The organism is Pseudomonas sp. NPDC077451 (assembly GCF_044543345.1).
Lineage (GTDB): Bacteria > Pseudomonadota > Gammaproteobacteria > Pseudomonadales > Pseudomonadaceae > Stutzerimonas.
Map to the genome: position 1 here is coordinate 268673 of NZ_JBITVX010000005.1, position 12962 is coordinate 281634.

Annotated in this window: 12 protein-coding genes; 6 read left to right on the forward strand and 6 right to left on the reverse strand. The window is 61.6% G+C overall.

Annotated features, from left to right (window positions below):
• Nucleotides 1–5 precede the first annotated feature (5 nt).
• The 3 genes from ACIGHL_RS11125 to mpl all read right to left on the reverse strand — a co-directional run bounded on the left by ACIGHL_RS11125 (nucleotide 6) and on the right by mpl (nucleotide 2473).
• Nucleotides 6–305 carry a YceK/YidQ family lipoprotein gene (locus tag ACIGHL_RS11125; protein ID WP_216707177.1) on the reverse strand — a complete coding sequence of 100 codons (300 nt, stop codon included), beginning with the start codon at nucleotides 303–305 and terminating at the stop codon, nucleotides 6–8.
• A gap of 43 nt (nucleotides 306–348) precedes the next feature.
• On the reverse strand, nucleotides 349–978 hold the full coding sequence (gene ubiX / locus ACIGHL_RS11130; RefSeq protein WP_128120160.1) for a flavin prenyltransferase UbiX: 630 nt from the start codon (nucleotides 976–978) through the stop codon (nucleotides 349–351).
• 145 nt (nucleotides 979–1123) lie between these two features.
• Nucleotides 1124–2473 carry a UDP-N-acetylmuramate:L-alanyl-gamma-D-glutamyl-meso-diaminopimelate ligase gene (gene mpl, locus ACIGHL_RS11135; RefSeq protein ID WP_216707176.1) on the reverse strand — a complete coding sequence of 450 codons (1350 nt, stop codon included), beginning with the start codon at nucleotides 2471–2473 and terminating at the stop codon, nucleotides 1124–1126.
• A gap of 216 nt (nucleotides 2474–2689) precedes the next feature.
• On the opposite strand from mpl, the gene exaC reads away from it, so the two are divergent.
• The 4 genes from exaC (at nucleotide 2690) to eutC (ending at nucleotide 8407) form a co-directional block, all read left to right on the forward strand.
• Nucleotides 2690–4210, forward strand: coding sequence for an acetaldehyde dehydrogenase ExaC (gene exaC / locus ACIGHL_RS11140; protein ID WP_128120161.1), 1521 nt, complete (start codon nucleotides 2690–2692; stop codon nucleotides 4208–4210).
• 161 nt (nucleotides 4211–4371) lie between these two features.
• Nucleotides 4372–5820: an ethanolamine permease gene (gene eat / locus ACIGHL_RS11145; protein WP_128120162.1), complete on the forward strand. Its 1449-nt coding sequence runs from the start codon at nucleotides 4372–4374 to the stop codon at nucleotides 5818–5820.
• A 180-nt stretch (nucleotides 5821–6000) separates the two neighbouring features.
• A complete protein-coding gene (locus tag ACIGHL_RS11150) occupies nucleotides 6001–7395 on the forward strand; it encodes an ethanolamine ammonia-lyase subunit EutB (RefSeq protein ID WP_128120163.1) in 1395 nt (464 codons plus the stop codon).
• A 205-nt stretch (nucleotides 7396–7600) separates the two neighbouring features.
• Entirely contained in the window at nucleotides 7601–8407 is an 807-nt protein-coding gene (gene eutC, locus ACIGHL_RS11155) for an ethanolamine ammonia-lyase subunit EutC (protein ID WP_128120164.1), read from the forward strand.
• Between the two features lie 81 nt (nucleotides 8408–8488).
• On the opposite strand, the gene ACIGHL_RS11160 is transcribed toward eutC, so the two are convergent.
• Nucleotides 8489–8917 carry a RidA family protein gene (locus ACIGHL_RS11160; RefSeq protein ID WP_128120165.1) on the reverse strand — a complete coding sequence of 143 codons (429 nt, stop codon included), beginning with the start codon at nucleotides 8915–8917 and terminating at the stop codon, nucleotides 8489–8491.
• 171 nt (nucleotides 8918–9088) lie between these two features.
• On the opposite strand from ACIGHL_RS11160, the gene ACIGHL_RS11165 reads away from it, so the two are divergent.
• Both ACIGHL_RS11165 and ppa read left to right on the forward strand, forming a co-directional pair.
• Nucleotides 9089–9868 carry a M90 family metallopeptidase gene (locus ACIGHL_RS11165; RefSeq protein ID WP_128120166.1) on the forward strand — a complete coding sequence of 260 codons (780 nt, stop codon included), beginning with the start codon at nucleotides 9089–9091 and terminating at the stop codon, nucleotides 9866–9868.
• 171 nt (nucleotides 9869–10039) lie between these two features.
• Nucleotides 10040–10567, forward strand: a complete 528-nt coding sequence (gene ppa / locus ACIGHL_RS11170; RefSeq protein ID WP_128120167.1) for an inorganic diphosphatase — start codon at nucleotides 10040–10042, stop codon at nucleotides 10565–10567.
• Between the two features lie 194 nt (nucleotides 10568–10761).
• Here ppa and ACIGHL_RS11175 read toward each other — a convergent pair whose 3' ends face one another.
• Together ACIGHL_RS11175 and ACIGHL_RS11180 are read right to left on the reverse strand one after the other, a co-directional pair.
• Nucleotides 10762–12432 (reverse strand): MBL fold metallo-hydrolase, encoded by a 1671-nt coding sequence (locus tag ACIGHL_RS11175; RefSeq protein ID WP_128120178.1) that lies wholly within the window; start codon nucleotides 12430–12432, stop codon nucleotides 10762–10764.
• 101 nt (nucleotides 12433–12533) lie between these two features.
• Entirely contained in the window at nucleotides 12534–12917 is a 384-nt protein-coding gene (locus tag ACIGHL_RS11180; protein WP_128121909.1) for a glycine-rich domain-containing protein, read from the reverse strand.
• Between the last annotated feature and the right edge of the window lie 45 nt (nucleotides 12918–12962).

The following is a 12962-nucleotide window of genomic DNA, read 5'->3' on the forward strand; positions in this document are numbered from 1 at the left end:
GCACTTCAGAGGCCGCCGCTGACACCAAGCCCGATGCCGAGCACCGCAGCCAGAGCGAAGGGCAACAGCAGGGTGTCGAGCAACGCGCTGGCCGGCAGGTCGATGGCTGCATGCCTGGGTGGCTCGGCACCGAAGCGGTCCAGCGGACAGCAACCGCCGTTGAGGCTGTACCAGTCCAGACGAGTACCGGAGTAGACGACAGGCGCGCCGGGTTTGGCAGCATTGAGGGTGCGCACCGTGGCGCAACCGGAAAGCAGTAGGACGAGCGCCAGTGTCGAGCCGAGCCGGAGAGTCGATCGTTTCATTGGCGCCTCCTCATGGGTTGAGCGAACGCAGGTGCGGCCGTGCTTAATCGTCGCTGACGATATGGTGCTCGCCCCAGCGCGGAAGCATGTCCTGCGGAATGTTGAGCAGGTTGAGGACGCGCGCGACGACGAAATCGACCAGATCGTCGATGGTCTGCGGCTGATGATAGAAGCCCGGCGACGCCGGGAGGATGATGGCCCCGAGGTTGGACAGCTTGAGCATGTTCTCAAGGTGAATGCTCGAATACGGCGCTTCACGCGGCACCAGAATCAGCTGACGACGCTCCTTGAGCGCCACGTCCGCAGCGCGCTCGATCAGGTTGTTGCAGGCGCCCGTGGCGATTGCCGATAGGGTGCCGGTCGAGCACGGCACCACCACCATGGCAGTCGGTGCGCCTGAACCGGATGCCGGTGGTGCCATCCAGTCTTCTTTGGCGAACACACGGATTTGCCCGGCCGCGGCGCCCGTGTATTCAGAGAGAAACGCCTGCATGGCCTGTGGTTTGGCCGGCAGCACGACATCGGTCTCGGTTGCCATCACCAGTTGCGCCGCCTTGGAAATCAGAAAATGAACCTCGCGGTCTTCCTGGATCAGGCAGTCGAGCAGGCGCAGGCCGTATTGCGCGCCGGAAGCGCCGGTCATGGCCAAAGTGATGCGTTCGGGGCCGCTCATTCGTAGTTCTCTCCGCGCAATTGGGTCGTGCTTCCTTTTGTGGGCTGAAGCCCACCCTACAAAATCGCCGCCCGCATGGAGCCGCAACTTCAATCAAACCTATCGCATCAGCACCGTAGGGTGGGCTTCAGCCCACCAAACAGCTTTACGCCAGCGCTTCAGCCAACTTGCCGTGCAATCCACCAAAACCACCGTTGCTCATGACCACCACCTGGGTGCCCGGCACAGCGTCGGCCTTGACCTTGGCAATGATCGCCTCAAGCGAGTCGCACACCGTGGTCGGCACGGGCGAGCTGGCGACCGTCGCGGCCAGATCCCAGCCGAGATTGGCCGGTGCGTACCAGATGGCCTGATCCGCCAGTGCCACGGATTCAGCCAGGCCTTCGCGGTGCGCGCCGAGTTTCATGGAGTTGGAGCGCGGCTCGACCACAGCAATGATCGGCGTATCGCCCACCTGCTTGCGCAACCCGTCGAGGGTAGTGGCGATGGCGGTCGGGTGATGGGCGAAATCGTCGTAGATGGTCACACCGTTGACTTCAGCGACCTTCTCCATGCGGCGCTTGACGCTCAGAAACTCGCTCAGCGCCTCGGCGCCTTGCTTCGGTAGCACGCCGACATGCCGCGCCGCGGCAAGCGTGGCCAGGGCGTTGTTGACGTTGTGCAGGCCGGTAAGCGCCCAGTCGACCACGCCCTGCACGGAACCCTCGAAGATCACCTCGAAGCGTGAACCGTCAGCGCTCAGCAGGTTCGCCTGCCATTGCCCGCCGTCACCGGTGGTCTGCACTGGCGTCCAGCAGCCCATGCCGATCACGCGCTTGAGCGCTGTTTCAGACTCGGGATGGATGACCAGGCCTTCACTGGGGACGGTGCGCACCAGATGGTGGAACTGCCGTTCGATGGCCGCGAGGTCCGGGAAGATGTCCGCGTGGTCGAATTCCAGGTTGTTGAGGATCGCCGTGCGCGGGCGGTAATGGACGAACTTGCTGCGCTTGTCGAAAAAGGCGCTGTCGTATTCGTCGGCCTCAACCACGAAGAATGGCGTACCGCCCAGGCGCGCCGAGATGCCGAAGTTCTGCGGCACCCCGCCGATGAGAAAGCCCGGGCTCATGCCGGCGTGTTCCAGCACCCAGGCCAGCATGCTGCTCGTGGTGGTCTTGCCGTGCGTGCCTGCAGCGGCCAGCACCCAGCGGCCCTGCAGCACGTGATCGGCCAACCATTGCGGGCCGGACACATAGGGCAAACCCTTGTTGAGTACGTATTCCACCGCCGGGTTGCCGCGCGACAGCGCATTGCCGATCACCACCAGATCCGGCGCCGGTTCGAGCTGACTGGGCTCGTAGCCCTGGGTCAGTTCAATGCCCTGGGCTTCAAGTTGGGTGCTCATGGGCGGGTAGACGTTGGCGTCCGAGCCGGTGACGCGGTGGCCCAGCTCTTTGGCCAGCACTGCCAGCGATCCCATAAAGGTGCCGCAAATGCCGAGAATATGGATATGCATGAATGACCTCTGAAAAACGCCGCGCCGGGCAATCGGATCAGGCGGCACAGCCGCGCCTGTCGGCGCCGAAAACTGCGGCGCAGATTAGCACAGCGCCGGCGCTGCCAATGCCCGACCAGCGGTACACCGCACGTCGCCTCGCCAGCCGACGAACGGACTTTGTTCTACGCTGGATGACAGCAGTCCCAACACAATTACAAGCCCCGGAGACTCACCATGCGTTACGCCCATCCCGGCAGCGAAGGCGCTGTCGTTTCCTTCAAGTCCCGCTATGGCAACTTCATCAACGGCGAGTTCGTCGAGCCGGCCAACGGGCAATACTTCACCAACCTGTCGCCGGTTAACGGCCAGCCGATTGCCGAGTTTCCGCGCTCTGACGCCGCCGATATCGAAAAGGCTCTGGATGCCGCCCACGCCGCAGCCGACGCCTGGGGCAAGACCAGCGTGCAGGCGCGCTCGTTGGTCCTGCTGAAGATTGCAGATCGCATCGAGCAGAACCTCGAGATGCTCGCCATCACCGAAACCTGGGACAACGGCAAGGCCGTGCGTGAAACGTTGAATGCGGACATCCCGCTGGCCGCCGATCACTTTCGCTATTTCGCCGGATGCATCCGCGCCCAGGAAGGCACCGCCGCCGAGATCGACGAACACACTGCGGCATACCATTTCCACGAACCGCTGGGCGTTGTCGGGCAGATCATCCCGTGGAATTTTCCGATCCTGATGGCGGCCTGGAAGCTCGCCCCCGCATTGGCTGCGGGCAACTGCGTGGTCTTAAAGCCCGCCGAGCAGACACCGCTGGGCATCGCCGTGCTGATGGAAGTGATCGGCGACCTGCTGCCCCCGGGCGTACTCAATGTCGTGCAAGGCTATGGCCGGGAGGCCGGCGAAGCCCTGGCGAGCAGCAAGCGCATCGCCAAGATAGCCTTCACCGGCTCTACTCCGGTGGGCTCGCACATCATGAAGCGCGCCGCCGAGAGCATCATCCCGAGTACAGTCGAGCTGGGCGGCAAGAGCCCCAACATCTACTTCGAAGACATCATGCAGGCCGAGCCGACCTTCATCGAGAAAGCCGCGGAGGGCTTGGTGCTGGGCTTCTTCAACCAGGGAGAAGTCTGCACCTGCCCGTCACGGGCGCTCGTGCAGGAATCGATCTACGCACCCTTCATGGAAGCGGTGATGAAGAAGGTCTCGCAAATCAAGCGCGGCGATCCGCTGGACACCGAAACCATGGTCGGCGCCCAGGCCAGCCAGCAGCAGTTCGACAAAATCATGTCCTACCTGGAAATCGCCAAGCAGGAAGGCGCCGAGGTGCTCACCGGCGGCGCGGCGGAGAAGCTGGAAGGTTCACTCTCCACCGGCTATTACATCCAGCCGACGCTGCTCAAGGGCACTAACAAGATGCGCGTATTCCAGGAGGAGATCTTTGGCCCGGTGATCGGCGTCACCACCTTCAAGGATGAAGCCGAAGCGCTGGCCATCGCCAACGACACCGAGTACGGCCTGGGCGCCGGCGTCTGGACTCGTGACATCAACCGCGCCTACCGCATGGGCCGGGCGATCAAGGCCGGGCGTGTGTGGACCAACTGCTATCACCTCTATCCGGCGCATGCGGCGTTCGGCGGCTACAAGAAGTCCGGTGTCGGTCGTGAGACGCACAAGATGATCCTCGACAGCTATCAGCAGACCAAGAATCTGTTGATCAGCTACGACATCAACCCGCTGGGCTTCTTCTAGCAGCCCCGAAAAGGTGCCCGCCCACGCTGCAAGGCGTCGGGCTGGTGCGCCCCTGGCTGCTCATCCCTTCCGAATTACCCCAGAGACGCCCTATATAGCCCGAAGGCACAGCGCTTGCTTTAACGATTCAGCCGTACCCGACCCCATCAGAGGATGATCCCATGGCTCTCGAAAACAGCAGTGCGACACCCGCGACACACGCCATCGACTTCGAAGCAGTTGGCAGTACCTATTTCAAGGAACGCGAACTGAAGAAAGGCGCCGCAGGTTGGGTGCTGCTGGTCGGGCTGGGCGTTGCCTACGTGATTTCGGGTGATTACGCCGGCTGGAACTTCGGCCTGGCGCAAGGTGGCTGGGGCGGGCTATTCATCGCGACACTGCTGATGGCGACCATGTACCTGTGCATGTGTTTTTCGCTCGCTGAGCTTTCATCCATGATCCCCACCGCGGGCGGCGGATATGGTTTTGCGCGAAGCGCGTTTGGCCCGCTGGGTGGCTTTCTCACCGGCACGGCGATCCTCATCGAGTACGCCATTGCGCCAGCTGCCATCGCCGTGTTCATCGGCGCCTATTGCGAGTCGCTGTTCGGCATCGGCGGCTGGGCGATCTACCTGGCCTTCTACATCATCTTTATCGGCATCCATATCTTCGGCGTCGGCGAGGCGCTGAAGCTGATGTTCGTCATTACCGCAATCGCAGCGCTGGCACTGGCGGTGTTTATCGTCGCGATGGTGCCGCACTTCTCGGTCGATAAACTGCTCGACATCGCGCCGACCACCGCCGCCGGCGCCAGCAACTTCCTGCCCTATGGCTATGTGGGCATCTGGGCAGCAATCCCTTACGCAATATGGTTCTTCCTTGCGGTCGAGGGCGTACCGCTGGCCGCCGAGGAAACCAAGAACCCGCAGCGCGACATGCCGCGTGGGCTGATCGGTGCCATGCTGATTCTGGTGGCCTTTGCCGGGCTGATCCTGTTGGTCGGGCCTGGCGGGGCTGGCTCCAGCACCCTCGTGGAATCCGGCAATCCGCTGGTCGAGGCGCTGACCACCGCCTACGGGTCGTCCACCTGGATGAGCGGTTTCGTCAATCTGGTCGGGCTGGCCGGCCTCATCGCCAGCTTCTTCTCGATCATCTACGCCTACTCCCGGCAGATTTTCGCGTTGTCACGGGCTGGCTACCTGCCGCGCAGACTGTCGCTGACTAACAAGAACAAGGCGCCGGTTATGGCCTTGATTATCCCCGGCGTGATCGGCTTCCTGCTCTCGCTCACCGGCCAGGGCGATCTGCTGATTCTGGTCGCGGTGTTCGGCGCAACCATCTCCTACGTGCTGATGATGGCCTCGCATATCGTCCTGCGGATGCGCCGTCCGGACCTGCATCGCCCATACAAGACGCCCGGTGGCGTACTGACTTCCGGCGTCGCGCTGGTGCTGGCCTGCATCGCGGTGGTGGCGGGCTTCCTCGTCGACCCGCGCGTGGTCATTGCCGCCGCGGTGATCTATGGCGTCTTCATCGCCTACTTTGCGCTTTACAGCCGTCACCATCTGGTCGCAGGTACGCCGGAAGAGGAATTCGCGGCGATCGAGAATGCCGAGGCGGCGTTGAAGTAGTTAGTAGGGTGGGCTTTAGCCCACCGAACCGTGCGAATCATGGGCGGACTGAAGCGGACCGGGTTCGCGTACGAGCCTATGTTGGAAATGAGCCTGCGGACTGGGCTCGCAAATGAGGCTGCTTTCGACGCAGTAACGCCAACGCAGGTGATGTTCACGACCTGCCAATGGGAGACGAGCATGGCGGGATACACGCACAGCGTAGGCGGCACCAACTGGCGCTTCGGCAGCCTGCGCGAGGTAATGGCCAAGGCAAGCCCGGCGCGCTCCGGTGATTTCCTCGCGGAAGTCGCCGCGGGCAGCGATGCCGAGCGCGTGGCCGCACAGATGTGCCTGGCGCAGATCCCGCTCAAGCGCTTCCTCGACGAAGCGTTGATCCCGTACGAGACCGACGAAGTCACCCGGCTGATCATCGATAGCCACGACGCCGAAGCCTTCGCCCCGGTCAGCCACCTGACCGTCGGCGACTTCCGCAACTGGCTGCTGGGCGATGACGCCGACGAGGCTGCGCTCAAGGCGCTGGCGCCTGGCCTGACACCCGAGATGGTCGCCGCAGTGTCGAAAATCATGCGCGTACAGGACCTGATCCTCGTCGCGCAGAAGGTCCGCGTGGTCAGCCGCTTTCGCAACACCATCGGCCTGCGCGGGCGCATGTCCACCCGCCTGCAACCCAACCACCCCACGGACGAGGCCGCCGGCATCGCCGCAAGCATTGTCGACGGCCTGCTCTACGGCAACGGCGATGCGGTGATCGGCATCAACCCGGCCACCGACAGCACCAGCGGCATCTGCGAACTGCTGAAGATGCTCGATGCCATCATCCAGCGTTATGACATTCCGACCCAAGGCTGCATCCTCACCCACGTCACAACGTCCATCGAGGCGATCAACAGGGGTGCGCCGCTGGATCTGGTGTTCCAGTCCATCGCCGGGACCGAGGCGGCCAACAGCAGTTTCGGTATCAATCTCGCCGTGTTGCAGGAAGGCTACGAGGCGGGCGTGTCGCAGAAGCGCGGCACGCTGGGCGACAACCTCATGTACTTCGAGACCGGCCAGGGCAGCGCCTTGTCGGCCAACGCGCACCATGGCGTCGACCAGCAGACCTGTGAGGCCCGCGCCTACGCCGTGGCGCGCAAATTCAAGCCGCTACTGGTCAATACTGTGGTCGGCTTCATCGGCCCGGAATATCTCTACAACGGCAAGCAGATCATCCGCGCCGGGCTGGAAGATCATTTCTGCGCCAAGCTGCTCGGCGTGCCCATGGGCTGCGACATCTGCTACACGAACCACGCCGAAGCCGATCAGGACGACATGGACGTGCTGCTGACCCTGCTCGGCACCGCTGGCATCAACTTCATCATGGGTATTCCGGGCTCTGACGACGTGATGCTCAACTACCAGACCACCTCCTTCCACGACGCCCTTTATCTGCGCCAGAGCCTGGGGCTCAGGCCCGCCCCGGAGTTCGAGGAATGGCTGGCGAAGATGGATATCCTGCGCCAGGACGGCGGACGGCTGCAGATGGGCGAACAGCTCCCGCCCGCCTTTCGCCAGGCGCTGGAGCGGATGGCATGACGCCGTCGAGCCCAGGCAGCCCGCTGAAGTCTGGCCATGTCCGTGCATGCCTCGGATCGCCAGCAAGCTGACTCCTACAGATACCCCAAGGCCTGCGCTTCGTAGGAGCCAGCTTGCTGGCGATCAACACCACACTGATATCTGCAAGAGCGGGTACGCCCAGCCTTGCTCGCGAATCGAGCTTGCCCACCCTTCGGAGGCCGTCATGCCTGATAAGCCCACCGCCATTACCAACCCATGGAGCCACCTGCGCCAGCTCACCCCGGCGCGTATCGCTTTGGGTCGTGCGGGCACCAGCCTGCCCACCGATGCCCAGCTGGATTTCCAGTTCGCTCATGCGCAGGCACGCGACGCCGTGCATCTATCCCTCGACACCGAAGAACTGGCTCATCAGCTTCAGGACAAAGGGTTCAGAACCCTGCAACTGCGCTCCGCAGCCGCTGACCGCTACATTTACCTCCAGCGCCCGGACCTGGGACGACGGCTGGACGAGCCTTCCGCCGAACAGCTGACAGACCACACCACTGAACACGCAAAGGGCTACGACCTGGCGATCGTCATTGCCGATGGCCTGTCAGCGCTCGCCGTCCAGCGCCACGCCCTACCCTTGCTTCAGCGCATCGAAGAACAGATCGAAAAGGATGGCTGGAGCCTCGCCCCCATCAGCCTGGTGCAACAGGGCCGCGTCGCGCTGGGCGATGAAGTGGGCGAGCGGCTCAAAGCGAAGATGGTGGTGATGCTCGTGGGCGAACGCCCAGGCTTGAGCTCGCCGGACAGCCTCGGCTTGTACTTCACCTACGACCCGAAGGTCGGCCGTACCGATGCCGACCGCAACTGCATCTCCAACATTCGCCTGGAGGGCCTGAGCTACAACCTCGCTGCGCACCGCCTGATCCACCTGATGCGCGAGGCCTGCCGCCGCCAACTCTCAGGGGTGACGCTAAAGGACGAAGCGGAAGTGCTCAGCCTCGAGGACGACTCGCCAAAAGCCAGCAATTTCCTGTTGGACTGAGTGCCTTTCCGAAGGATGGCCACCCGGCTCGCGCCAGCGCTGCCAGCGCTCTCCAGCAGAGCGTTACCCGCCCTCTAACGGTCACGCCTCCGGCAATACCACGACGGCATCCACCTCGAACAACATGCCATCCAACGCCAAGCGAGGCACCGGTATCAGCGTGCAGGCCGGCTTCATACGCGCTCCGAATGCCCGCGCCAGTTCATCGCCGAGAATGCCTAAGCGTTGCTCGCAGTGATCGACGATGAGCACCGTCAGCTTGGCTACCTGCGACGGCAGCCCGCCTGCCGCCTCGATGGCAATCAAGAGGTTCGCCATCGCCTGACGGACCTGCTCGCGGAAATCGTCGGATAGCCGACCGTCTTCCGTTTCACCTCCCTGTCCTGCGATAAACGCAAGCCGCGTACCTCCTGGCACCAGCGCTACGTGGGAATAACCGTTGGGGGCGGGATCGTAGAGTCCGGGCGGATTGATCAACGCCGGTTTGGGTGAAACGTCCGATTCGCTCATGGGTGCTCCCGTTCATCTAGTTATATCGAGTGCCGATAGGCCCCGATCTGAAGGGTAGTACGTTCAGCATGACGCCCCGTGGTTCGCGGCTGATGGGTGGAGCATCTACGCGGCTTGCTGACGCCGTGCGCCCCGCTTAAGGTTGACGTCCTCCCGGTAGGAAACTCCTTCATGTGGTCACTCCGCGACTGGCGCCGCAAGCGCATCCTCGCCCGTCTCGCCATCGAGCCGGCGCTCTGGCAAAGCGTGCTCGACAGCCTGCCGATTCTCGAGGGTTTAACCGTCGAGGAGACCGAGCGCTTGCGCGAGCGCAGCCTGCTGTTTCTGCACGCCAAGCGCCTGACCGCGCTGCCCGGAGTCGAGCTAGACCTTACCAGTCGCCTGCGCCTGGCCGCCCAGGCAGAGCTGCCCTTGCTGCACCTGGCTGATCTGGACTGGTATCAGGGCTTCCATGAAATCGTCATCTACCCAGATGATTTCCATAGCCCGCAGAAGCACCGCGATTCCGCTGGCGTGATGCACGAGTGGGATGGCGAACACAGCGGCGAAGCCTGGTTGCAGGGGCCGGTGATTCTGGCCATGCCGGGGGTCCAGCAGAGCGGCACCTGGGAAGGCTACAACCTAGTGATCCACGAGCTTGTGCACAAACTCGACATGCTTAATGGCGACGCCAATGGCCTGCCCCCGCTGCACCGCAACATGCGTATCGAGGATTGGGCCCACGCAATGCAAAACGCCTACGACTCGCTCAACACCAAGCTGGATGCCGATCCTCACGCCCACACGGCGATCGATCCGTACGCTGCGGAAAACCCAGCCGAGTTCTTCGCCGTCACCAGCGAGTATTTTTTTAGCGCGCCGGACGTGCTGCACGAGGCCTATCCTGATGTCTACCGACAGCTGGCGGCCTTCTATCGACAGGACCCGCTAACACGCCTGCAGCAACTGTAAGGCGACCATCCGCAATACGCGGAACCTCACTGATTTGTGACCGTCGAATACGCGCATTGCCGGACCAGGGAGCTTCGCCACCGCCGGCATGGCAAAACGCCCGACACTGCGCCTATAATCGCGCCCACTTTTTCGCCCCAGGCCGCCTCGGCCGACCACGGAGCAATGTTCATGAGCTACAGCAAAGTCCCGGCCGGCAAAGACCTGCCAAACGACATCTACGTCGCCATCGAAATCCCGGCCAACCACGCGCCGATCAAATACGAAATCGATCACGACACCGACTGCCTGTTCGTCGACCGCTTCATGGCCACGCCGATGTTCTACCCGGCCAACTACGGCTTCATCCCGCACACCCTGGCCGATGACGGCGACCCGCTAGACGTACTGGTCGTGACGCCCTACCCGGTTGCCCCAGGCTCCGTCATCCGCTGCCGTCCGGTGGGCGTGCTGAACATGACCGACGAAGCCGGCGGCGACGCCAAGCTGATCGCCGTCCCGCATGACAAGCTGAGCCAGCTGTACGTGGACGTGAACGAATACACCGACCTGCCGCCGCTGCTGATCGAGCAGATCAAGCACTTCTTCGAGAACTACAAGGATCTCGAGAAGGGCAAGTGGGTCAAGGTCGAAGGCTGGGAAGGCGCCGACGCCGCCCGCGCCGCCATCACCAAGGCTGTGGCGGCTTACCAAAAATAAGCCAATACCGCTAACGGAAGCCGGCCCACAAGGCCGGCTTTTTTATTCGTGACCTCTCCCAGCCCCTCCTAAACGCAATGACATTTGCAGGCTATGACCCGTCTAGCAGACGTTGGAATAACCAGTGCAACCCAACGTAACTGCCTTCGGAAAGCGGCCGGACTTTGTGGCTAAACATTAATCAGGCTCCCTTTTCACGGATGAAGAGCCGACGTTCCCGATGCTGTGAATGAATCCTTGTTCACTTTCTCCACGGTTAACTGCCTGAGCTGCGAACGCAAGGCCTCCACCTCCCTCAACAATTCAGCTTGCCCGCTACTCCCCTCGATAGGTTCACCGGTATCCAGGTCAAACCAGCGCGCGTCAGCAATTCGGACATCCATAATCTTGCGGTCCTGCGACGTTGCCGAATCAGCACGCTGCCGTACAGCCTCACGCAGGGCGTATTTGCTTGCAGGATTGCCATGGTTGAGAAAGACAGTCGCTGGTTTTCCAGAGCCATAGCCATCAGTACGGAAAAGGAAGTCCAGTAGCATCTGTTGATCAGCATGAGCCGAGTAGTACGGCGACATATCGAACACTTCCGCCTGGCCAGAGGCCAAGCTGTCCAAAGGCAGACTGGACAGGCTCGCACGTTGCATCAACTCCGCTCCCTTGGAGCCTCCGGACTGATAGCCCGTAAGGATCACGGTGTTACGTGGATCACTACCCCAGCGCTCCAGATAACTGACCACCGGGCCGTTGTCACACATGCCGGCGCTGGCGATCACGATATCGGCGTCAAAATTGGAGGGCTGTCTGGGTTTTGTCATGTCCAGGTAGCACTCATCGCCTGCCTTGAAGCGGCCATGCTCTACCAGGCGCTGCAACATGGCTTGAATCTCATCGGCGTGCATAGCCAGCGACTCACACAGTTCAGCATTCAGGTATTTGAACTTGCCGTTCGGCGACGTGCTGCACAGGTGTTTTGCATACACCTGAGTCACCGCATGGCCCAGTGGTGCATGGATATTGGCTGTGATTGGCCGATCGTTACCGTTATGCCCAGGTACCTGCCTGCTCGCGGGCAGGTTGACTTTCATCCAGTGCAGAACGTCCATCAGTAATTCCTGAGCACGGTGCAGCGAGAAGGTGGGGATCAAGACCTTGCCGCCCTTAACGAACAGGGTATGGGCGATGACTTCTGCCAGCCGTGCCAGACGCAGTTGGGAGTTTTGATACGCCTGCTCTCGCACCCGCCCGCCATAGGTGGACTCGACAACGATGTAGTCCGTGTCGGCAAACGGTTGTTGGCCGCTCTTCATCAACGGCAGATAGGCGTTCTCATCCGTTTGGCAGCCCACGTCACCGCTGAAACAAATGGAGCGATTACCTTCATTCACCTTCCAGCCAATACTGATCAAGCAGGCACCCAAGATATGGCTGCTGCGCAGGTAGGCCATCCAGATACCTTCGGCCAAGCGAATGCTGCGACCCCACTTGAAACCTGGGTCATCATCCAGAACGCTCCAGCGAATCTGCTTTACTTCTTGCTCAGTAAACATGCCGCTTACCCGCGCAGCGTCCAGCAGCATCAGTTCGGTGAGCTCGCGGGTTGCACGGGTGGCGTAAACCAAACCGGTAAAACCCTCGCGTACCAGTCGGGGCAACAGGCCACAGTGATCGATATGGGCATGAGTCAGCAGCACATACTTGAGGCGCGCTGCATGGAAAGGGAATGCCTGACTATTAGCCCATTCCTCCCGTTCGTTGCCTTGGTGCATGCCACAGTCCACCAGAAATTGGGTATCGGAGTCGGTGTGATGCAGCCAGGTGCACGAGCCGCTGACACCTTCGATTGCACCGACGAATTTCATCTTCAGCATGATCATTTCCTTTTCTCGGGCGACAGCGGGCGATGCTCAGAGGCAACTGAGCCGAGCTGTCTGAATTTAGATTTGCGGTTGTAGCGAAAGCGCGTTGAACGTCAGTTGTTCAATGCACCAGATGGAATCGAGAAGTGCCAGGCATAGAGCCCTTGGTACAGCTGTTCAGCGAAATGCCTTTCGCGCCGGTCAGCCGGGCTGCCACAGCCAAGGTAGGGGAAGTGGTCGATAAAACGGCTAAACAGGCGTTCGCAGTCGCTGCGATAGCGGCGGGTATCCAGAACGTGCGCCTGCCACAACTGCCAGGCAGCACCAGACGGCATCAGCAGTTGATTGGGATAGCACTTCTTCAGGCTGAGAAAACGCCGGTACTCCAGCTCGGCCATGGCCCAGTCCAGGCATTGCAACTGGGGTACGAGGCGCAAGGGAAACAGATCCAATTGCTCGATAGCAGGATCAGTGGGGAGTGGTTGATGGTTTGTCATGACTGGCTCCTCTGTGATGACGAAGCCAGTGTTGATTCGTGGATT

What these genes read in the sequence shown, in the direction of transcription:
- ACIGHL_RS11125 (WP_216707177.1), bottom strand. Translation starts at nt 305, where the DNA reads ATGAAACGATCGACTCTCCGGCTCGGCTCGACACTGGCGCTCGTCCTA.
- ubiX (WP_128120160.1), bottom strand. Translation starts at nt 978, where the DNA reads ATGAGCGGCCCCGAACGCATCACTTTGGCCATGACCGGCGCTTCCGGC.
- mpl (WP_216707176.1), bottom strand. Translation starts at nt 2,473, where the DNA reads ATGCATATCCATATTCTCGGCATTTGCGGCACCTTTATGGGATCGCTG.
- exaC (WP_128120161.1), top strand. Translation starts at nt 2,690, where the DNA reads ATGCGTTACGCCCATCCCGGCAGCGAAGGCGCTGTCGTTTCCTTCAAG.
- eat (WP_128120162.1), top strand. Translation starts at nt 4,372, where the DNA reads ATGGCTCTCGAAAACAGCAGTGCGACACCCGCGACACACGCCATCGAC.
- ACIGHL_RS11150 (WP_128120163.1), top strand. Translation starts at nt 6,001, where the DNA reads ATGGCGGGATACACGCACAGCGTAGGCGGCACCAACTGGCGCTTCGGC.
- eutC (WP_128120164.1), top strand. Translation starts at nt 7,601, where the DNA reads ATGCCTGATAAGCCCACCGCCATTACCAACCCATGGAGCCACCTGCGC.
- ACIGHL_RS11160 (WP_128120165.1), bottom strand. Translation starts at nt 8,917, where the DNA reads ATGAGCGAATCGGACGTTTCACCCAAACCGGCGTTGATCAATCCGCCC.
- ACIGHL_RS11165 (WP_128120166.1), top strand. Translation starts at nt 9,089, where the DNA reads ATGTGGTCACTCCGCGACTGGCGCCGCAAGCGCATCCTCGCCCGTCTC.
- ppa (WP_128120167.1), top strand. Translation starts at nt 10,040, where the DNA reads ATGAGCTACAGCAAAGTCCCGGCCGGCAAAGACCTGCCAAACGACATC.
- ACIGHL_RS11175 (WP_128120178.1), bottom strand. Translation starts at nt 12,432, where the DNA reads ATGCTGAAGATGAAATTCGTCGGTGCAATCGAAGGTGTCAGCGGCTCG.
- ACIGHL_RS11180 (WP_128121909.1), bottom strand. Translation starts at nt 12,917, where the DNA reads ATGACAAACCATCAACCACTCCCCACTGATCCTGCTATCGAGCAATTG.